This is a genomic window from Rhodococcus sp. 4CII (assembly GCF_014256275.1).
Lineage (GTDB): Bacteria > Actinomycetota > Actinomycetes > Mycobacteriales > Mycobacteriaceae > Rhodococcus_F > Rhodococcus_F wratislaviensis_A.
Genome location: NZ_JACCFE010000002.1, coordinates 1765304 through 1787258 on the forward strand (window position 1 = coordinate 1765304; position 21955 = coordinate 1787258).

Below are 21955 nucleotides of genomic sequence, written 5' to 3' on the forward strand. Positions count from 1 at the left end.
GGCCCCGTAACTGCCGTCGACCAGCGACGTCGGCGTAACGAAACGGCCACCGCACGCGACAATTCGAGTGACCACGACGGCCTCGGCCGTCACATACGACGGCGGCATCGACCGTTTGACACAGGCGGCGGCGTGACGCCCGCCCGGACCACAGGAGTGGAACATGGCTGCAGCGCTCGGCATCGGTGTCGGTTCGGTCAATACGGTGGCCGCCGTCGACACGGACGGGGCGGCCGTGACGGATGCCACCGACCTCACCGTGCTGTCCCGCGCGAGCGTGCTGCACCTCTCCCCCGACCGGGCGCCGGTACTCGGCGACGACGTCGGGGAACCGGATGCGGTGACGGTGTCCGATTTCGCGAACCGCGTCGGCGACCCGGTCGGGATCCTCACCGACGACGGCTCGACGTATTCCGGTGAAGATCTCGTGGCCACGGCCGTCAGCTGCATCGTGCACGAGGCCGCGTCGGGCAGGCACGGACTCCCGACCACGGTCGTCACCCACCCGACCGTCTGGCCGCCGTACACGGTCGGGGTCCTCGCCGACGCGCTCGAGCAGGCCGGCGTCGCCGGCGCCACCCTCGTGTCGGAGGCGCAGGCGGTGATGACGTGGCTCGAGCAGACCCGCGGCGCACTCGGCGACGCCCTGACCGTGATCTACGACCTCGGCGGCACCTCGCTCGACATCACCCTGTTCCGTTCGGACGCGCACGGCACCGAGACGGGGGTGCTCGGCAAGCCGATGCGGTCCGAGGACTTCGGCGGCGCCCACTTCGACCACGCCACCATGCAGTACGTCCTCGGCAACGTCGCCGAGGAGTTCGGCGACATCGATCCGTTCGCCCCCGACACCGTCGCCGCGCTGACCAGGCTGCGGACCCGCTGCACCGCGGCGAAGGAAGCGCTGTCGTCCGACACCGAAGCCACCATCGCCATCGCACTGCCCGGCATCTCCACCGACGTGCGGCTGGTCCGCTCGGAACTCGAAGACCTCATCCGCGAACCGCTGCTGGAATCGGTGACGCTGGTGCGCGAGAGCATCCACGCCGCCGGCCTCGAATCCAGCGACGTGACGCAGGTGGTCCTCACCGGGGGCAGCGCCTCGATCCCGCTGGTCGCCGAACTGCTGTCCGCAGAGTTGCGGGTTCCCGTCGTCGCAGCCGAACGTCCCGCCCAGACGGCCGCACTGGGTGCGGCCCTGATCGCCGCCGACACCGTCGCGGGACACGCCGCCGCGCCGACGGTCGCACGCATGCCGGTGGTCGTACCGACCGCGGCGCCGGCCGTGGCAGCATCCGCGGTCACCCCGGACGTCGCGACGGACGCCGACACCGTGGTCCTCGCCGCCCGCACTCCCGCGCCCGCCCTCGCCGAGCCCGGCCCCACCGGGATGTCGCGCAAGAAGAAGGCCGGGATCATCACCGCGTCGGCCGCGGCCATCGCTCTCCTCGCCGCCGGCGGGCTGTCGCTGGGCACCGCCTTCGACATCGCACCGGCGTCCAGCTCCGGTTCCACCACCTCGCAGTCGTCCGGCACGTCGGCGGGCACGGCCCCGACGTCCGGTCTTCCGGCCGAGGCGGCCGCGACCGGCGGCGAGACTCCCGGCACCGACGCCGCGGGCGTCGCAGCCGCGACGGGCGCACCCGGCACCGCGGCCGGAGTCGTCACCCCGGTCGCCGCACCCGGCACCGTCCCCCCGGGCACCGTGGCACCGGCGGTCGCCGCACCGCCGGCGGCAGCGCCGGGCACCGCTCCTGCCCCCGCGGCCGCGGCTCCCGCACCCGCCCCGGCTCCTGCACCGGCCCCCGCACCGGCCCCTGCTCCTGCGCCCGCTCCGAGCGTGCCGCAGACGGACGGCGGCGCCGCGATCGCCAACACCATCGTCGGCGGCGCCGGCGCAGTGGGCGACACCGTCACCGGAGTGGGCGACACGGTCGGCGGCGTCGTCGGCGGCGTCACCGGTCTGGTCCCCGGCGTCCTCGGCAACGGCGGATAGGGCGCCGGTGTCCACGCTGCCCTCACCGCTTCCCCCCACGGAACTCGCGGAGCTCGACGGCCCGCAATTGTCCACGCTGGCACTGGTTCTGCTCGGTAGCGACCTCGACGAGTCCGTGATCGCCCAGGTTCTCGACGTCGAACCCGATCGTGCCCGTGCCGCCATCGACTCACTCCGGGCGGACGGCTGGGTCGACGGACGCGACACCCTCGTCCGCGCCGACGGGAAACATCTCAGGACCATCGTCGGCGAGAACCGGCTGCACACGCTGGCCCGCCGGCTGCTCACCCATCACGTCGACGGCGGGACGCTCACGCTTCCCGTCGCACGAGCGGTGGCCGCGACCGGAACACCCAGCGCGGAACTGAGTCAATTCCTCTGTGCTCAGGCCGAACTCGCCGAACCGGCCGCCGCCGTCGCACTGTACGCAGACGCCGGCCGGGTCGGCAGTCTCGGCGACACCGCCGTCGTCGCATACGCCGAGGCCTGCGCACTGAACGGCGACCTCGACACCGCCGTAGGCCTCGCCGATTCGGTCCTCGAACGATCCGAATCCGTCGCCGGTCCGGAACTTGCTGCGGCCGTCCGAATCTCGGCCGCCGGCGCCGCCTACTGCGGGATGATCGACCGCAGCGCCGAACTGTACGCGTGGCTCGGCGCCGACCGCGCCGGCGCCGACGCCTCCCTCGCCGCCTCGGTCCTGGTGGTCGCGGGCCGCCTCGACGACGCCGAGGCCGTCCTCGCGACGAGCGCGGGCGCCCCGCCCACCGCCGCCACCGCCGGCGCCGCCCTCGTCGCGACGGGACTCGTGCAGTCGGTGACCGCGTCCGCGAACGCGGCGCTGAACTCCCTCACCCGGGCACTGTCGCTGCCCGGCCGCGCGTCCCGGCCCCGGATCCTGCCCGACTCCCCCGCCGCGATCACCGCCCTCGCCGCCCTCCACTGCGGCGAACTCGCCCACGCGGACGCCGTCCTCACCCGGGCACGGGAAACCGACCGACCCGGCAGTGTCACCGCGAACCGGCACCAGCTCCTCACCGCCTGGACGTCCATGGTCCGCGGCGACCTGACCGCCGCGCAGTCGCGGCTCGACGACCTCGACGCCGCGTCGATGCAGCAGCGCGACCTGTTGTTCGTCCACGGCCTGCGGGTGGGCCTGGCCCGGCGCACCGGCGACAACGCCGCACTCCTCCAGGCCTGGTCGGGAGCGCAGGGCGTCCTCGCGGAGTACTCCGTGGACCTGCTCAGCCTCCTGCCCCTCGGCGAACTGTGGCTGACGTCGATCCGCGTCGGCGAACCCGCCCGGATCACCCACCTCGTCGAGGACGCGCAGTCGTTGCTGCGGACGCTCGGCGAACCGGCGATGTGGGGGTCGGCGCTGCACTGGTACGGCGTGCAGGCGTCGATCCTCGCCGAATGTCCCGCAGACCTGATGCCGCACGCGCGCGCACTCGGCGAGGCCGCCAAGGTCAGCACGTACGCGTCGGGGCTCGCGACCGCGGGTCGCGCTTGGCTGCGCGTGCTGCAGGGCGATATCGACGCCGCCTCCGTCGAGGACGCTGCCCGCACCCTCGACCGGATCGGGCTGCCGTGGGACGGTGCCCGCCTCGCGGGCGACGCGGCGCTGCGCGCCTCGGACACGAAGGTCGCGACCGCGCTGCTCCAGGTCGCGCGGGCCCTCCGTCAGCCGACGTCCGCGGGCACCGCCTCCGACTCGACGGTCGTGTCGAGCCCCGGCACGCCGGGATCACTCACCGACCGCGAGGCCGAGGTCGCCGAACTGCTCGTGCAGGGCCTGACGTACCGGGAGATCGGGTCACGTCTCTACATCTCCGCCAAGACGATCGAGCACCACGTGGCCCGCATCCGGCGCCGCCTCGGTGCCGGGTCGCGGTCGGAGTTGCTGTCGATGCTGCGGGCGATGGGCCACGGAACTGCGTCTCCGCCGCCTGTGAGTACTTCTTAACCGGGCGGTCGACAAGTACTCACAGGCACGGGCGCACCACCGCCCCCGGTGGTGGTGGTCGAGTGTGATGCAGTGTGACCGGGCTGAGTGCGGGGGCGGTCGACAAGTACTCACAGGCACCGCATGTAACCATTCGCCTCCAGCGGGCGACACACTGTGCACATGGTGCGATGATGCACCCCTCGAACCGTGCCAGTAAGGATCTTCCATGACCACCGGAGTCGGACTCACCGTCGGCGATTCGGTTTCCACGGCGGTGGTGACCGCGTCCGGAACCGACGTGAGGACGATCGAACATCCGTCCGTCCTGTTCACGGCCCCGGACGGGACGGTACAGCTCGGCGACCCCGGGACGGAATCGACGGGCGCGGTCCGTGACTTCCTCGCCCGCGTCGGGGAACCCGCGGGCATCGAGTACGCGGGTTCGCTGACCCGGGCGGAGGATCTCGTCGCGACCGCGATGTTCTGCCTGTTCCGGGAGGCCTCGGACGGTCTGACCGGAACGGTGAAGGTCACCGCCACCCACCCGTCGGGCTGGGCGCCCGAGATCGTCACGAAGCTGCGCGAATCGCTCGACTACATGGGTCTCGGTGAGGCGACTCTGATCGCGGAGTCGGTGGCGCTGACGGCGTCGGCGGAGTCCCCCGCGCACGGTGCGGCGCTGCTGGCGGCCGGGCTGGCGCTCACCGACGAGGACACGAGCGCGGACACCGAGTCGATTCCCGTCGTCGAGGCCCCGTTGCACACCGCGTACTCTGCGGTCACGGCGGTGCCCGCGGTCGCCGCCGCTTCCGATGCGTTCCCGCCTGCCGCGACCGAGGCCTCCGCTCCGGCGAGCGCGCCGACTCCGCCCGTCACACGCACGAACCGTCGCCCGCTGATCATCGCGGGAGTCGCGGCGGCCGCGCTGGTACTGGCGGGTGGGACGCTCGCGTTCGCGCTGACCGGCCACGGCAGCACCGAGGTCCCGTCGATACAGGACGCTCAGACCGCGCCGGTGACGACGTCGAGCGCCCGGCCCACCACGGTCGGATCCGTCGTCTTCCCGACTGCGAGCACGCAGGAGGTTGCGCTGACGACGGAGGAGCGGATTCCGGTCCCGGTCGCTCCCCCGCCGGCGCCGGTCGAGACGACCACCCCGTTCGTGCCTCCGCCCCCGCCCCCGCCCACGTCGACTCCGGTGATCACTCTCCCGTCGATCACCACGGTTCCGCAGACGACCACGACGACGACCGCGGCGACCACCACCACCACGACGACGACCCCTCCCGAGACGACCACGAGCACGGAGACGGAGACGGAGTCCGCGGCGGCGATCATCAAGACGACGACGACACCGCCGCCGCCGCAGCAGCGGTCCGCGCTGATAACCCCAGGTGAGTGAGGCTCCTCTCACACCTCCTCGGCGGGCCGACCGGGTCGTAGCTTAAGGTGGGGCGCTGATACCCACCCCAGAAGGAATCCCTCCGTGAACGGATTCCGTGCAGAAGGGATTTCATGCGTAACGTGCTGGCGCACCGCGCCGCTGTTGTAGGCGCCTCGGCAATGCTTCTTCTCTTTCCGTTCTCCACTGCCGCCCAGGCCGAACCTGTTACGCAGACCGACGCCACTCAGCTGAGCGCCGACAAGTTGCCGGCCGAGCTGGTCGAGGCCATCACCCGCGATCTGAAGATCAGCCCGCAGGAGTACCTCGACCGCGCCGCGAAGGCACAGGAGCTGGGTAGCTACGCACAGGACTTCCGGGAGCAGCATCCCGACGATTTCGCCGGCGCCTGGATCGGCCTCGACGGCCAGCCCGTCGTCGCGGTCACCACCAGCGAGGCAGCCGACGCCGCGGCCAAGGCCGGGTACGCCACCCGCATCGCTCCGGTGTCCGCGAACGGCCTGGAGAAGACCCTCTCCGACGTGAACGGCTGGATCGCGGGACTGCCGAAGGATGTGGCCTCCCAGGTCAACTCCGCGTCGATCGACGTACTCGACAACCGCGTCGTCATCGACGTCGTCAACAGCCCCGCCGGTCAGGCCCTGAACCTGCCGACGCTGCTCGCCAACGTCAAGGTCATGCTGAGCCCCGGCGGCGGCGGTCCGGTCGAGAAGGGCCCCCTCGCCGGTGACACCTACATCACCTCCGCGGGTGAGCTGGCGAAGACGCCGATCTCGGAGATCTCCGTGTGCTCGCTCGGCTTCAACGCTGTGGACGACAGCGGCCAGGCGGTCAACATCAGTGCCGGACACTGCAACCCCGCCGAGGGCGAGCCGTCGCCGGTCTTCCTCCCGAATCATCAGAACGTCGACGACAGCCAGCAGATCGGAACGTTCGCGCGGTCCTCGGTGGGCAATCCGGCCGACAAGCTGGACTACTCGGTGATCAAGCTCAACGAGGCGGGCGTCAAGGCCGGCCTGGACCGTCCCGCGGTCCGCGGTGCGAACGGCACCACGCTGGAGATCACCGGCACCGCCCGCCCCGTCGTGGGCGCCCCGATCTGCAAGTCGGGTCAGACGTCGTCGTTCACGTGTGGCGTGGTCGCCGCCGATCACGTCGAGACGCAGTTGTTCGTCTCCGACGGTTCGAGCCGCACGATCAACGGTTTCGCGGGCACGGCCTGCACCCTCGCGGGTGACAGCGGCGGGGCCATCGTCACCGGAACCCTCGCGCTGGGTATCACGAGTGGTTCCAATGCCAGTGGCGCCCCCAACTGCACCGAGGCGAACCTGGTGCTGGCACCGGAGGGTGGCACGGCCAGCCTGGGTGTCCCGATCGCCGACATCGTCGACACGGTCGGATCCGGGATGCGCGTGCGCACCGTTTCCGACTAGTTCTCCGCCGCTGACCCCCGAATGCCCGGTGTCCGTTCGCTTGGACACCGGGCATTCGTGTTCGTGGCGTCGGCGATATTTCGGAACTCCTGTCCGCTTTGTCCTGCTGCGTCGTCCGCCGAGAGTGTTACAGGTGGGAATAGGCGGGGCGAACCCATATAGTCGACTCCGACTGTGTACGGCCTTACCTGTCGGGGGGTCGTATTCGTATGCGCCCGCGAGGCAACTGCGAACAAACAAACGAAGAAAGGCCCCCATGCGAAGCTCCATCGCACGTCGTGCCGCCGTGTTCGGCTCCGCCGCGCTGCTGCTCCTCGGTCCGGTCACTGCCGCCGCCCAGGCTGATCCGGTCGAGCCCGGAGCGTCCGGCCAGGCCGCCAAGCTGCCCGCGGAACTGATCGACGCGATTCAGCGCGATCTGTCGCTGAGCCCGGACCAGTACCTGGAGCACTCCGAGCTGGGCCAGAAGCTGGCCGAGTTCGCGAAGATCGCCCGCACCCAGTTCCCGGACGCGTTCGCCGGAACCTGGCTCGACAACGCCGGCACCCCGATCGTCGGGCTCGCCGACGGCGCCGACAAGGATGCCGCCGTCGCCGCCGCCGAGAAGGCCGGCTTCCAGGTGAAGGATGTGGCGCAGAGCGAGAGCAGCCTGCAGGCGCAGGTGAAGTCGCTCGACGGCTGGCTGGACACCCAGCCGCCCGCCGTCGCGGATCTCGTGCGCGGTGTGGCCATCGACATCGTGAACAACGATCTCGTGCTCCGCGCCGACAACGTGGGCGGATTGCAGCTTCCGGACTTCCTGAAGGGTGCCCGCGTCGTGCAGTCGCCTGCAACGGCCGCTCCGCTGCCGTCCACCGACCTCGCCCCCATCGCCGAGCCGCTTCCCGCCGACTCCCTGCTGGGCGGCGACGCGTACGGCTCGCTCGGCGGCGGCGTCGGGCTGCGCTGCTCGCTCGGTTTCAACGGCAGCGACGGTTCGGGCCGTCCGGTGAACATCACGGCGGGGCACTGCGACCCCAACCTGGCAGCAGCCGGCACGTCGGAGGCCTCGGAGGCGTTCTCGCTGCTCCCCGGCGGCGGCACCGGACCGCGGATCGGCACATTTGCCAAGACCAGCCTCGATATTCACGACTACTCGATCATCCGGGCCGACGACAGTGCCGTACGCCGGTTCGAGAACAACGGCGTCCGGGTTCCCGGCGCGGCGCCGGTCGCCATCACCGGCACCGCAGACCCGATTGTCGGCGCCCCCGTGTGCAAGTCGGGTCTGACCACCGGCTTCACGTGCGGTGTGGTCACGTCCGTGGCCCAGACCGTCTCCGTCGGTGAGCGGACCCTCGCCGACAGCTTCTCGACGAGCATGTGTGCCCTGCAGGGCGACAGCGGCGGCACCATCGTCACCGGCACCCTGGCACTGGGCATCTCGAGCGCCTCCAACGTGGGGCAGTACCCGGTCTGCCGGGTCGCGGACGTCGTCACGTTCGTCCTCGGTGAAAGTCCCGAACTGTTCGCCACGCCGATCAACGAGGTGCTGGCCGAGAATCCGGGCCTGCGGGTGCGCACCTCGTAACCGCTACAACGACTACTACGGCCCGCCTCCTTCTCGAAGGAGGCGGGCCGTAGTGTTCGTCGGAGTCCGATCAGGCCGCCGGGTCGGGGGCGGGCGGCACGAAGGGCGTGTTGATGGTGACGAGGTACTGGATTCCGAGAATCACCAGAGCGGCGCCGCCCACGAAGATGGTTCCGGCAAGCCCGCCGGCGGCGAATCCCGCCATCAGCCCGCCGAGGCACCCGACCGGGGTGCCGATCACCGTCACGGCGAACAGCCCGCAGCCGACCGCGAGCCCCACGACTCCGAAGATCACACCGAAGATCAGCCCGCCGATCAGTGTCGCGTAACCGAGGTAGCTGTTGAAGTCGGCCAGCGCGACGTCGTCACGCTCGTCCTGGGTGTCGAATCCGTCCTGCGCCACCGACTTCAGTGACGACGCGACGTCGGCGGGAACGTGCGGGGTGAGCGTCGCGGTCCGTCCGGCGAGGACTGCGTCGATCGGATAGACGGCATCACCCAGCCGAATCGTGAGCGGAAGTGCCGCAACCACTTTGCCGCTGCGGTCCACCACCTCGATCGCGTCCCGGGCGTCGGTGATCCGAAAGGCACCGGCGTCGATCGACGTGACCACCGAATCGCCCTCGGCGTGCGCCGCGTAACCGATGTCCGACGCATTCTGCGTCGACGGTGCGGCGTGTGCGGTGCCGGCGCTGATCCCGAGGGCGACGACGAGGACCGCTGCGCCGGTGAGGGATCGGAGATTCCGAGCGGGCAGGCCGCTCATGCGGCGGGCGCCGGTGCGACGAACGGGCTGTTGATCGTGTTGAAGTACTGGATGCCCAGCACCACGAGAGCACCGCCGCCGACCACGATGGTGCCCGCCAGAGCGACGACGGGAGCAACGATCAGCGCGCCTCCGATGCACCCCGCGACCGGACCGGCCAGTCCGAGGAACGGAACCACCAGCGCCGCCGTGCCGGGAATGACCCCGACCGCGCAACCGATCGCCCCACCGATGATGGCGGCGACGATCGCGGTGATCGCGGTTGTGATGCCGAGTTGCTGCTGGAAGTCGTCGAGTGCGCGATCGTCGCGCTCCGCCTTGTCCACCGGTGCGGCGACATCGTCGAGTGTCAGCCGTTCCGACACGGGGACGGGGGTCGCGGCCGCCGGATCCATGTCGGGGACGAGTCGAAGGACGCTCCGGGAGGCGTCGACCGCCACCTCGAAGGGGTGTTGCAGGTCGTCGACCCGGAAGAAGGTGGGGATGGACGCGACGACGCGGCCGCCGTCGTCGATCACGTCGACGGTGCCGGCGGCGGCGTTGATCGAGAAGGCGCCGGCGTCCAGGGTCGCTACTGCGGCGTCGCCGTCCCGGGCGGTCTGGTAGTTGATGTTCGGGATGCCCTGTTCCGCGCCCGGTTGCGGTGCGACTGCCGGATCGGCGTAGGCGGTGGCCGCTCCGACGCCCATCGCCGCGACGACGAGTATGGATGTGGCAGTAAACCGTCGAAGGTTCATCGAGATCCGTTCCGAGAGCAGCGCTATTGACGGACGAAGGTTAGCCTAAGCATGGGAAAATAGGCGGGTCGCCTCAGTCGCTGTGACGAGGTTCACTTCCGGGATCTCGGAAAACGACGCACCGCCCGCCCTCCGGAAGGAGGACGGGCGGTGCGGAGCTACTACGGGTTGGGGCTACTTCACCCACCTTGTGATGCGAAGCGCCTTCCTACATCGCGCGAGGTCGTCAGAACAGCTTCGGCGCGACAGTCACGATCGTGACCACGTACCCGAAAATGTCGGCCAGTATGCCAAACAGCTCTGCCATGGATTTTCACACCTCTCCTGGGCGTTTGCCCTGCAGGTTTGCTACTTCGCGCTCTTGTCGTTCTTCGCCCAGATGGTGGTGCCATCGGGCGCCGTCAAGGTCTGGGCGAGCTGGATGCCCGCGATGACAAGAGTCGGCCCACCGATGAGAACGGTTCCAGCGATCGCCCCCACTGCCGCAAATACGGGGACGGTTGCCAGCGCTACGGGCCCTGCAATCAGGCCGACCAACCCGATCGCGCCTCCGACGACGGTTCCCGCCAGGCCACCCACTGCGGTCGCCAGCGTGAGCTGCTGGCCAAAGTTCGCCTGCGCCCTCGTGTTCTCCTCCACAGAGGCCACGTCATTGAGCGGGAGATCGGCGTCTGCGATCGGCGTGGCCCTGGCGCGATCGGTAACCGGCGTCAGCGTGAGAGTTCTGCCGTCTTCGCTGACCTTCTCGTCGAACGGGAACTGCAGATCGTCCAACCGGTAGGCGAGCGGAAGCGAGAGGACGGAATTACCTGCTGCATCTTCGAGCGCAACGGACTGACCATCCGACGACACGACGAATGCACCGGCGTCGATCTTGGTGACGACGGCACGGTCCTCCACACGAGTCTCGTAGCCGATCTGCCCCTGAGGCTCAACCGGATCAGCAGTTGCAAGCGCCGATCCCGCGGTGAAGATACTCACCACCAAAGCCGATGCCGTAACGACTCGACGCAACTTCATGAGTTCCCCTTGTAAGTTCCAGGCCTATCCGCTGCTAAACAGTAACTTGCTGCTGCGGCAGATCCCAATTGAGACTCAACTCGAGAAAGGCGGTCGAAACAATAGACGGCGAAGGGCTGTGAAATGCGCCTCCAATACGGAATCGCGACCGATTTCGGAGAATGACACCAGGTATAGATGTAGTTATTTCGCCAAAAGCGGGGAACCGGTCGGTTTCCTCGTGAGGGCTGTCTCACAACTCGACCCCGCCGCGGACAGGCGCGACGGGGCCGAGCAGCGAATCGATGGGGACTACTGAACGCGGTCCGCGTAGATCGAGGTGCCGGGAGCGGCGTTGTAGGTCTCCCACAACTGGTAGGCACTGACGCCGAGGGTGGGACCACCCGCGACGATGGTTCCGATGACTCCACCGATGCCCGCACCGGTCACGAGCCCCGCGACGCAACCGGCGGGAATTGTTGCGATACAACCAATTCCGGCACCTGCAATGGTTCCGACGAGACTTCCGACCGTAACGGCGATACCGACCTGGGAACCGAACTGAGCGAACGCCCTGTCGTTCTCCTCACGGGAGGCGACATCGTGGAACGGCAGCGGGAGAACCGCCGGTGCCGTGGTCGTCACGGCCGGCGCCGCGGGCGCTGGCGCGAGGGCCGGTCCTGCGTGGGAGACTCCGGCAGCCAGACCCATGGCGGCCACCGCCATGCCTGCCGTCACTGCAGCTCTTCTCACGATCATTGATGCCTCATTTCAGGAACGTCCCGACGAAGTAACTGGTTGATCGAAGTGCACCGCTCGGCCCTCCCCGCACGGCCGCTGGCCGGGTCGGAAAAACACGCTCAGAGTAACAGCGGAATCACGGCCGAATTGTCCATTGACGAAAATTTCATCCGGACCCTAAGTTACCGCCTGGTAGCCCCCTTGCAATGGTGAAATTCACGCAAGTTTCCGGCCTCGAATTGACCACTCCAGATAAATTCCGAAGCGTCGCCGGACGGGCAAACTCGAATTTGCCGATCGTTATCCCGACGCGACACTATCGCGTCGGATTCGTGACGCTTCGAACGAAATGCGATGCATGCTCGAGTCGGTCCGGCCACCCCGCGGGCGCCACCGACCGGAACTTAGGGCGACCTTCGGTGAACGCCGCGATTGCGACCCTTTAACGTGGCGAACAGATAAGTCCGAATGTGGCATGCGCCACATGCCGCATCGGCCCCCCAGCTGCGCAAATGCTCCTGAACGTCGGTAAGTTACCCACAGGTAGACTAGTCAAGTTACTAGCCGGTAACTTAGCAAGCGTTAGGATCACGAGCAGTCCCGAGGTGGCCGCCCTGCCGCCCTGAAACGAAAGGCCGCGACATGAATGCCCTGACGATCACGTTGGGCACCATCGGCGTGCTGCTGAGCCTCGTATGTTGGTTCTCCTTCATCACAGGCGCATGGAAGATGGTCAACGTCGTCCGGATCGGCCAGTCGGCCCCGGACAGATGGCGTCCCTTCTTCCCGCGCTTCAAGCAGATGTGCATCGAGTTCATCGCGCACACCCGCATGACCAAGTTCCGCACCGTCGGCTGGGCTCACTGGCTGGTCATGGTCGGATTCATGCTCGGAGCGATCGTCTGGTTCGAGGCCTACGGGCAGACGTTCGACCCGGAGTTCCACTGGCCGCTGGTCGGTAACACCGCCGTCTACCACTTCATCGACGAGATCCTCGGGCTCGGCACGGTCATCGGCATCACCACGCTGATCGTGATCCGCCAGCTCAACCACCCGCGGGTTCCCGCGCGGCTGTCCCGGTTCGGCGGATCCGACTTCCGGGCCGCCTACTTCGTCGAGGCCGTCGTCCTCATCGAGGGCCTGGGCATGATCTTCGTGAAGGCCGGCAAGATCGCCACCTACGGCCACTCCAACCCGTGGACCGACTTCTTCACCATGAACCTCGCGAAGCTGCTGCCCGCGAGCCCGAACATGGTCGCGGTGTTCGCGTTCATCAAGCTGATGTCCGGCATGATCTGGCTCTACGTCGTCGGCCGCAACATCACCTGGGGTGTCGCCTGGCACCGGTTCGCGGCCTTCTTCAACATCTACTTCAAGCGCGAGGACGACGGCGACGTCGCCCTCGGCGCGGCCAAGCCCATGATGTCCGGTGGCAAGCCCATCAACATGGAGGACGCCGACCCGGACACCGACACGTTCGGCGCAGGCAACATCGAGGACTTCTCCTGGAAGGGCTGGCTGGACTTCTCCACCTGCACCGAGTGCGGTCGATGCCAGTCGCAGTGCCCGGCCTGGAACACCGGCAAGCCACTGTCCCCGAAGCTGCTCATCACCTCGCTGCGCGACCACGGTTTCGCGAAAGCTCCGTACCTGCTGGCAGGTGGACGCAAGGACATGGGCGGCGACGAGGTCGGCCTGGTGAACGGCGACGGCGCCGTGGACGAGGCCAAGCTCGCCGCGATCCCCGAGGCCGCACGCCAGGAGGCGGAGCGGAAGCTGGTGGGCGAGACCGTCGAAGGCGAGCTGGCTCCGGTCATCGACGCCGAGACGCTGTGGAGCTGCACCAACTGTGGCGCGTGCGTCGAGCAGTGCCCCGTCGACATCGAGCACGTCGACCACATCATCGACATGCGCCGCTACCAGGTGCTCATCGAGTCGGAGTTCCCGTCCGAGCTGGCCGGCCTGTTCAAGAACCTCGAGAACAAGGGCAACCCCTGGGGTCAGAACTCCAAGGACCGTCTCAACTGGATCAGCGAGATGGACTTCGACATCCCGGTGTTCGGCCAGGATGCAGACAGCTTCGAGGATTACGAGTACCTATTCTGGGTCGGTTGCGCCGGCGCCTACGAGGACCGCGCGAAGAAGACCACCAAGGCCGTCGCGGAATTGCTCGCCACCGCGGGCGTGAAGTTCATGGTGCTCGGCGCCGACGAGACGTGCACCGGTGACTCGGCTCGCCGTGCAGGCAACGAGTTCCTGTTCCAGCAGCTCGCCATGCAGAACATCGAGTTGCTGAACTCGGTCTTCGACGGCGTCGAGCAGCGCAAGCGCAAGATCGTCGTCACCTGCGCGCACTGCTTCAACGCGCTCGGCAACGAATACCCGGAGGTCGGCGGCGAGTACGAGGTGGTTCACCACACCCAGCTGCTCAACCGCCTGGTCCGCCAGAAGAAGCTGATTCCCGTCGCGTCCGTCAGCGAAGACATCACCTACCACGACCCGTGCTTCCTCGGACGCCACAACAAGGTGTACGACGCTCCCCGCGAGCTGATGGAAGCCTCCGGCGCGAAGCTGAAGGAAATGCCGCGTCACGGCGAACGGTCCATGTGCTGCGGTGCCGGTGGCGCCCGCATGTGGATGGAAGAGAACATCGGCAAGCGCATCAACATCGACCGGGTCGACGAGGCGCTCAGCACGGATCCGAAGAAGATCGCGACCGGCTGCCCGTTCTGCCGCGTCATGCTCACCGACGGTGTCACCGCTCGCCAGGAGTCGGGCCAGGGCGAGGGCGTCGAGGTCGTGGACGTCGCCCAGCTGATGCTCTCGTCCATCACGCGTCTCGAACCCGAGAAGCTGACCGAGAACATCAAGGTCATCCCCCGCGAGAAGCCGGCCACACCCGTGGCAGCGGAGGCAAAGGCCGAGGTGGTGGAGAAGGAGCGCGTCGAAGAGGTCGAGGAGGCCGCCGCGACGCCGGCCGCCACCGAAGCTCCGGCGGGCAAGGGTCTGGCCATGAAGGGCCTGGCCAAGGCACCCGGCGCGAAAGCTCCGGGAGCGAAGGCTCCGGGCAAGGGTCTCGGCATGGCGGGTGGGGCGAAGGCTCCCGGCGCCAAGAAGGCCGCTCCCGCTCCGGCCGAGGCTGCCGAAGCAGAGGCTCCCGAGGCGGAGGCACCCAAGCCGAAGGGTCTCGGGCTCGCCAGCGGCGCGAAGGCACCGGGCGGCAAGGGTCTGCAGATGAAGGGTGCCGCCAAGGCTCCCGGCGCGAAGGCCGCCGCTCCGGCTGCCGACGCACCGGCCGCAGCAGCTCCCGCAGCGGAAACCCCTGTTCAGGACGCTCCCGCGGCGAAGCCGAAGGGACTCGGGCTCGCGTCCGGGGCCAAGGCTCCCGGTAAGGGACTGCAGATGAAGGGCAAGGCGAAGGCTCCCGGCGCGAAGGCCGCTCCCGCGGACGTACCGGCCGAGCCGGCGGTTTCCGAGCCCCCGGTTGCCGAGCCTCCGGTCGCCGACACCGCTGCAACTCCGGATGCCCCGGCTGCGGAGGCGCCGAAGGCTCCCCCGGTGGCAAAGGCCGGTGGACTGGGTTTCAAGAGCGGCGCCAAGGCTCCCGGAGCCCGCAAGTCGGCTCCCAAGGCTGCGGCACCGAAGACCGAGGCTCCGGCAGCCGAAGCACCACAGGCGGAGGCACCAAAGACTGAAGAGCCGAAGGTCGAAGCTCCGAAGGTCGAGGAGTCGAACGGCGACGGGTCGAACGGCGCGGCGCAAGCCCCGCCGCAGGCCAAGCCCGGCGGACTCGGTTTCAAGGCCGGCGCGAAAGCGCCGGGCCGCAAGAGCTAGCCGGCAGTACGACAAGCAGCGCCCCCACCGTGATCGGTGGGGGCGCTCTTTCGTCGGTCGGGCCTCACTCACTCTCCGAGATCCAGCTAACGGGGCCCGGTTCCGGCACGGCCCGGCCCTCCGCCGCCCATCGGCTGAGCGGGCGCCTGGCTCTGCACGGTGTATTGCTGTACATCGTCGTCCTGCGCGGCGTCGTCTGCGGACGACGCTTGTTCGACGGACGAGGTTGTCGTGGTCGTCGTGACCGAGGACGAATCGTCCTGGCCGATCAGTTGCGTCGCCGCCGCTCCGGCGCCCAGGAGTACGAGCGCGGCGACGCTCGCCGCCACCATCCACCCCCGGATCCCGGACTTCTGCTTCCGCGGCGCCGTGGTCGGTACCACGACGACCGGTGCCACACGTGCGGTCGGCAACCCGACCGACGCGGACGGAGGCAGCACCCGCGACGACGCCGCGGTCGCAATCGGCCGCGGCGGCGCCGGCGGCCTCACCCGTGGTCCCGGGGTTGTCACGCGCGATGTCGTCACGCGCGAGCCCGACAGCTGGAGGGCGGCACGCTCCGCGATGACCGCAGCACCGCGGGCGGAGGCGGACGCCGGCTCGGGAGCGAACACGAGCGGCACGTCCGCGGCCGTCGAGAGCAGTTCGGTCACGAGTGGGACGGCGGCCCCGCCGCCGAGGAGGATTACGGCGTCCGCGGGGGTGCCTGCGTCGGAAAGTCGTTCGAGTTCACGTGCCACCGTGTTCACCACCCGGGTCAGGGGCGCGCGGATGGCGTCCTCGAATTCGGAACGCATCACCCGTATCTGGCGTCGTATTCCGGGAAGTTCCACGGTCACCACCGCCGAGGTGTCGTGCGACAACCGCTCCTTCGCTGTCCGGCAACGGGACGCCAATTCGGTCGACGCGGCGCGGTGCGCGGGATCGTCGACATCGAAATCCGGGTGTGAGTTCTGCACGAGCCCGACGACGTGCCCGGTCAGGAGCCGGTCGGCGTGGTCTCCGCTGAAGTCGGTGCTCCGCGTCGATCGGACCACCCCGAAGTCGGCACCGCGCCTCGCGACCACGGTCAGGTCGACGGAATGGGCGCCGACGTCGCACAGCAGCAGCGTCGTGTAGTCGTCGAGTCGCTCGACCCGGGAGATCCATGCCAGTGCCGCCGTGGTTTCGGGAATCACCGTGACCGTGCGGTTCTGCAGCAGACCCCAGCGGCCGATCTCGTCTTCGAGTTCTTCGACCGCGTATCCGGACCAACCCGACGGCGCCGCGACCACCACGTGATCGAGTGCCGGCGTGCGGCCTCGAACGAGGCAGTCGAGGGCGGTAGCGACGAGTTGCACTGCCGGCGTCCGGGTGCCGTCGTCGCCGATCACCGGAACGGGATCACCGACCCTGTCGGTGAAGTCGCGGAACACGATGCTGCCCTGAGGAATCGGTCCGGCACGGCGTGCTCCGAGAGCGGGTGCGCTGCTCGACGAGAGCACGAGTTCCGCCGACTGCTGCACTACGGAGAAGCCGTCGTGGTTCTCGGCGCGCGCCGGCGATTCCTCCAGCATCTGTGCGGACACGAACGAGTCGGACCCCATACTGATCCCCATCGATGTCCGCATGGCGTGAACTCCGTTCCGTGTCGAAGGCAGGTGTCTTTCCTGCCGATCGACACGCTAAACCGCATTCCTGTGCCTGCCGCTGTGCGCTTCCTGCGATGTTCCTGTGTACGAGGTAGCGCCCGCCCCTAGGCAAGGTGCAGCGTCCTCCCATGGTGTTCCCAGGAATGGTCCATAACCTCGGCGTCGGTCGCCTCGAAGAGGCAAACCCGAACCGAAGGAACACTCATGACGAGAAGCGAAATCCACCCCACGGCCGTCATCGATCACGACGTTCCCGCCCCGCACGCCGCTGTCGACGTCCGGGCACCGCAGGCCGATCTGGGTGGCGCGCCGCCGGTGGCGGATCTTCTGCGCGACGGTCTCGACGGTCTCCTACGCGACCTCCGTCCCACGAGCCCGACCGGCGGAGTTTCAGCACAGCACGCTGAGCCGCAACAGAATTCGCATCCTGCCGACGAAGCCCGCGACTACAACAACCACGACGACCGCACCGAACCCTCGCGCGACAACGGCCACCCTGGCAACACCCGCGACAGCAGCGACACCGGTACCCATCAGGGCAACACCGCCCACCGGAACGACTCCGCCGCCAACCACGACGGAGGCACCGACGCACACACCACCTCGGGAGCGGGAGCGTCCGTTGGAGCGGGGCCGGGTCACCAGAACGTACAGGCCGGCGCGTCGGCTTCGTTCGGGACCACCGGTCGCGGCGAGTCGTTGAACTCCGGCGGCGCATCTGCGACTCAGCCCACGTTCAACCAGGGCAACCAGGTTGCGACGCAACCGACGACGCCGACTCAGACGGCGTCGGTGTCGTCGCCTACCGCCTCAGCGATGCAGCCTGCCTCGGCCACTCCAGCCGCGAGTGCGGCGCCCGCAGCGGCGACGTCCGCGGCCCAGCCGATCACGGCGACTCCGGTGTCGACGCATTCCGATCCGGCTGCGACGTCGCAGCCCCTCGACACGACGATCCGGCAGACAAGCACCGCGGAACCGACCTCGACGTCGGAAACCTCTACGACGCAGCAGAATACGCGGAGCACCGAGGCACCAACGGCAACTACCTCCGGCGACGAGGCGACGCACGCCTCCCAGACCACGCCCACTGCGGCCGAAGCCACTTCCGGCGTCACCACGCAGAACGCGACTGCACCCACCGCGGATCTCGGCGGATCCCAGACGAGCAACACCACCGACGATCACACTGCGACGCAGACGGCGACGGCGACCCCCGCGGCAACCGCGCCGACCGTCGATCTGGGCCAGTCGCAGGCAACCGCAACTGCTGCCACCACGACCGCCGCGAGTGATCTCTCGTCGACGGACCACAGCTCTGCTGCCAGCACCCTCACGGACACGTCCGCAAACACGGGTCTCAGCCACGACACCACGACCACGACCACATACGGCACCACGACCTCGCACGATTCCGCGACCACGACCGACACCGCAAGCTCCTACGACACCGCGACAACGTACGACTCGAGTACCTCACTCGATGCCGGCTCGTCGATCGACTCGACGAGCACGAGCCTCACGTCCGGGCTGACGGCCGATTCCGGCACGACGCTCGACACGCATGGTCAGAGCCTGACTGCGACGACCACCGTCGACCAGCACGTGTTCTGACCTCGACGTGGCGGGCCCGCCCACTCCCCTGCAGCGGGCCCGCCACTCCCTCTCCCGTACGTCCGTCACTCACTCTTGCGGAGATCATGAACGCCACCCTCGAATCCTCAGCTGTCAGCACCCCGGTGCGCCCGAATCTTCCTGCCGAGACCACTGCGTCGATGACGGCACTGCTGTCGCAGCTCGCCGCGCTGACCCGCGCTGCGGGTCGCGGTGATCTGCTGACCCGGTTGTCGCACACCGAGTCGCGTCTCGCCGATCCTCGGACGCGGGTGGTGGTGCTCGGTCTGACCGACAAGGGCGTCAGTTCCGTGACGGGTGCGCTCGTCGACTCGGAGATGTCGGCGGCGGCGCGGTCCCGGCACGAGCCGGTGGTCGTGGAGTACGGCCCGGTCGCCGAGGATCCGGATTCGACGGTCACACTCCCCCATGACCTGCTCGCCGAAGGTCTGGTGCTGGTGGACGCTCCCGGATTCTCCGGTCACGCTCCCGCCCGCGCGGCCGACACCCTGGCGCTGGTCCCGACGGCGGATGCGGTGCTGTTCGTCTCCGATGCGAGTCAGGAATACACCGAGCCCGAGATCGCTCTGCTCACCCAGGTGCAGAAGCTGTGCCCCGTGGTGATCTGCATCGTCAACAAGATCGACTTCTATCCACGCTGGGCGGACATTCAGAAGGCCAACCGCACCCACCTGCAGAACGCGGACCTCCCGCTGCCGCTGCTGCCGGTATCCGCGCTGATGCATCAGGACGCCCGGGAGGCCGGCGACGACGCGCTCGACGTGGAGTCGGGCATACCGCAGTTGGTCGACTACCTGCGCACCGAGGTGATCGCGAAAGCGGATGTGGTGCTCCGCAATTCCGTGATCGCCGATGTTCGCACCGTCACCGATCACCTCTCGCTGTCGTTGAGCGCCGAACTCGATGCGGTGCGTGATCCGCAGCGGGGCGCGGCGTTGCTCGCCCAGATGGCACAGGCCCGCGCGGTGGCGGATCAGCTCCGGCAGCGCTCCGCGAACTGGCAGCACACGCTGGCCGACGGTGCGATCGAGTTGATGACGGACATCGAGCACGACCTGCGTCATCGTCTCCGCACCGTGATGCGTGCGGCGGAGCAGGACATCGGCTCGTCCGATCCGGCGCCGCGCTGGGAGGAATTCGGTGGGTGGCTCGACGGCGAGATCGCGACCTGTGTGCGGGAGAACTTCGTGATGGCCCACACCCGCTCGCTCGATCTGGCTCGTTCGGTCGGCGACCGCTTCGCCGAAGACGGCAAGGTCCCGGTCCCGGCGCTGCGCATCGACAACGTCGATCATGTCCTCGAACCCGTCAACACCCTCGAATCCCTGGAGAGCTCGCAGGGGTTCACCCAACGCGTCCTCTCCAGCATGCGCGGGTCGTACGGTGGTGTGCTGATGGTCGGTTTGGTCACCAGCCTGGCAGGGCTGGCGCTGGTGAACCCCTTCTCGATCGGTGCGGGAGTTCTGCTCGGCGCCAACACGTATCGCGAGGACCGCAAGGCACGCACCGCCCGCAGGCAGGCGGAGGCGAAGGTGGCGGTGTCGCGGTTGATGGACGACGTGATCTTCCAGGTGGGGAAGGAATCGAAGCAGCGGCTACGTGAGGTGCAGCGCGTTCTGCGTGACCACTTCACCGATCTGGCGAACGAGATGCTCCGTTCCGTCGACGATTCGCTGCGTGCGGCGACGGACGCCTCGAAGATGCACGACGATCACCGTGCCACGCGGTCAGCGCAGATCCGCACGGAACTCGATGCGTTGCGGCAGATCCGACTGCAGGCGGCCGGCTTCGTGGGGCAGGGGGCGGCATGAGCGTCACGCGTCTCGGGTCGCAGACCCGCCAGCTGATCGATGCCGCCCGGCACGAACTGCGCGGCGATCCCGCGTCCGTCGAGGAACTCGGGCTGTGCAGCGCCCGACTCGAGGAGCCGCTCCGCGTCGCCCTCACCGGCACCCTGAAAGCCGGGAAGTCGACGCTCCTCAACGCTCTCGTCGGCGAGGAGATCGCGCCGACGGACGCCACCGAATGCACCCGGGTCGTCACCTGGTTCGAGCAGTCCGCCACACCGCGCATCGACCTCACCCACGACTCCGGACGCCGGACGCGACTGCCGGTGCACCGAGACGAAGGGCGGCTGTCCCTGGACCTGGGCGGCGTCACCGCGGATCGTGTGGAGAAACTGCAGGTGGGCTGGCCGTCGGCGCTGCTCGGCGAATTCACGCTCGTCGACACCCCCGGAACGTCGTCGAACTCGCGGGACGTGTCGGCCCGCACCCGGGCGCTGCTGCTCCCCGAGGACAGGCCCTGCGACGTCGACGCCGTCGTCTACCTGACTCGCGGCACCGACGGCGCGGACGTGCGGTTACTCGACCAACTCCAGACCCGGGTCGGGACCGCGGCGGGCCCGCTCGGCATCGTCGGCGTGTTGTCCCGGGCCGACGAGGTGAAGGGTGGTCGCGAACGCAACCTCGACGCCGCCCGGGCCGCCGCGGACGACGCGGGCCGCCGGGTTGAGCGGAGCCTGCTCCCGGTGTCGGGACTTCTCGCGCTCCGCGGTCGCACGCTGCGCCAAACCGAGTTCGACGACCTCGCCGTACTCGCCACCGTCCCGGACGGCACACTCGAGGCGGCGCTGCGCTCGATCACGCGATTCACCGCGGACGACGCGGAGCTCCTTGTGCCGTCCCCGCAGCGGAGCGCCCTCCTCGACCTCTTCGGCCTGTTCGGAATCCGGTTCGCGGTCATGCTGATTCGCACCGGTGCGACCGACGCGCCGGCCCTGGCCCGGGAACTGACGGCGCACAGTGGCCTCGACGACCTCCGTCGGACGCTGCATCTGCAGTTCGGTCAACGAAGCACCGAACTGAAGGCGCATTCGGCCCTCCGCTCGCTGAAGTCGGTGCTGGCGCGGACACCGTCGTCGGCCAGCCGCAGCCTCAGCCGGGCGGCGGATCGGCTGCTTGCCGACACCCACGTGTTCCGAGAGTTGCGGGTGCTGTCGGGTCTGCGCACCGGCGGTCTGCGATTGCGGGACGCCGATGTCGTGCTCCTCGAGCGGGTGCTCGGCGGCGAGGGCATGTCGCCGCACATCCGCCTCGGCATGCCCGCCGACGCCGCCCCGGAGCAGATTTCCCGGGTCGCGCTGACCGCCCTCAGGTTCTGGCGGTCGCAGGCCGGCCGGCCGACGATCGACACGGCGACGGTTCAGGCGTGCGCGTGCGCGGCGCGTTCCTGCGAGGCCCTGCTCGCGCGATGACGAGGCGCCC

14 protein-coding genes are annotated in these 21955 nt (G+C 68.7%); 9 read left to right on the forward strand and 5 right to left on the reverse strand.

Annotated features, from left to right (window positions below):
• The first annotated feature begins 163 nt into the window (after positions 1-163).
• The 5 genes from H0B43_RS09115 to H0B43_RS09135 all read left to right on the forward strand — a co-directional run bounded on the left by H0B43_RS09115 (position 164) and on the right by H0B43_RS09135 (position 8349).
• A complete protein-coding gene (locus H0B43_RS09115) occupies positions 164-1996 on the forward strand; it encodes an Hsp70 family protein (protein ID WP_185728211.1) in 1833 nt (610 codons plus the stop codon).
• 7 nt (positions 1997-2003) lie between these two features.
• Complete coding sequence (locus tag H0B43_RS09120) at positions 2004-3962, forward strand: LuxR C-terminal-related transcriptional regulator (protein WP_185728210.1); 1959 nt, start codon at positions 2004-2006, stop codon at positions 3960-3962.
• Positions 3963-4170: 208 nt separating this feature from the next.
• Positions 4171-5346 carry a hypothetical protein gene (locus H0B43_RS09125; RefSeq protein WP_185728209.1) on the forward strand — a complete coding sequence of 392 codons (1176 nt, stop codon included), beginning with the start codon at positions 4171-4173 and terminating at the stop codon, positions 5344-5346.
• A gap of 113 nt (positions 5347-5459) precedes the next feature.
• Positions 5460-6779 (forward strand): S1 family peptidase, encoded by a 1320-nt coding sequence (locus tag H0B43_RS09130; protein ID WP_185728208.1) that lies wholly within the window; start codon positions 5460-5462, stop codon positions 6777-6779.
• A gap of 256 nt (positions 6780-7035) precedes the next feature.
• A complete protein-coding gene (locus H0B43_RS09135; RefSeq protein WP_185728207.1) occupies positions 7036-8349 on the forward strand; it encodes a S1 family peptidase in 1314 nt (437 codons plus the stop codon).
• Between the two features lie 70 nt (positions 8350-8419).
• Here H0B43_RS09135 and H0B43_RS09140 read toward each other — a convergent pair whose 3' ends face one another.
• From H0B43_RS09140 to H0B43_RS09155, 4 genes are all read right to left on the reverse strand, one after another.
• Positions 8420-9115: a hypothetical protein gene (locus tag H0B43_RS09140; protein WP_185728206.1), complete on the reverse strand. Its 696-nt coding sequence runs from the start codon at positions 9113-9115 to the stop codon at positions 8420-8422.
• The gene (locus tag H0B43_RS09145; protein ID WP_185728205.1) at positions 9112-9852 is read right to left on the reverse strand and encodes a hypothetical protein; all 741 of its coding nucleotides are present in this window, start codon (positions 9850-9852) and stop codon (positions 9112-9114) included. The genes H0B43_RS09140 and H0B43_RS09145 overlap by 4 nt, the downstream gene beginning before the upstream one ends.
• Before the next feature lie 348 nt (positions 9853-10200).
• Positions 10201-10872 (reverse strand): ammonium transporter, encoded by a 672-nt coding sequence (locus tag H0B43_RS09150; protein ID WP_185728204.1) that lies wholly within the window; start codon positions 10870-10872, stop codon positions 10201-10203.
• A 291-nt stretch (positions 10873-11163) separates the two neighbouring features.
• Positions 11164-11610: a hypothetical protein gene (locus H0B43_RS09155; protein ID WP_185728203.1), complete on the reverse strand. Its 447-nt coding sequence runs from the start codon at positions 11608-11610 to the stop codon at positions 11164-11166.
• Between the two features lie 624 nt (positions 11611-12234).
• On the opposite strand from H0B43_RS09155, the gene H0B43_RS09160 reads away from it, so the two are divergent.
• On the forward strand, positions 12235-15426 hold the full coding sequence (locus tag H0B43_RS09160; protein ID WP_185728202.1) for a (Fe-S)-binding protein: 3192 nt from the start codon (positions 12235-12237) through the stop codon (positions 15424-15426).
• A gap of 86 nt (positions 15427-15512) precedes the next feature.
• Here H0B43_RS09160 and H0B43_RS09165 read toward each other — a convergent pair whose 3' ends face one another.
• Positions 15513-17036, reverse strand: a complete 1524-nt coding sequence (locus H0B43_RS09165) for an Hsp70 family protein (protein ID WP_252189840.1) — start codon at positions 17034-17036, stop codon at positions 15513-15515.
• 225 nt (positions 17037-17261) lie between these two features.
• Here H0B43_RS09165 and H0B43_RS09170 point away from each other — a divergent pair, with 225 nt between their 5' ends.
• The 3 genes from H0B43_RS09170 to H0B43_RS09180 all read left to right on the forward strand — a co-directional run bounded on the left by H0B43_RS09170 (position 17262) and on the right by H0B43_RS09180 (position 21945).
• Positions 17262-18668, forward strand: coding sequence for a hypothetical protein (locus H0B43_RS09170; protein WP_185728201.1), 1407 nt, complete (start codon positions 17262-17264; stop codon positions 18666-18668).
• A gap of 86 nt (positions 18669-18754) precedes the next feature.
• Complete coding sequence (locus tag H0B43_RS09175) at positions 18755-20500, forward strand: dynamin family protein (protein ID WP_185728200.1); 1746 nt, start codon at positions 18755-18757, stop codon at positions 20498-20500.
• Positions 20497-21945, forward strand: coding sequence for a dynamin family protein (locus H0B43_RS09180; RefSeq protein ID WP_185728199.1), 1449 nt, complete (start codon positions 20497-20499; stop codon positions 21943-21945). Before H0B43_RS09175 ends, H0B43_RS09180 begins: the two co-directional genes overlap by 4 nt.
• The last annotated feature ends 10 nt before the right edge of the window (positions 21946-21955 follow it).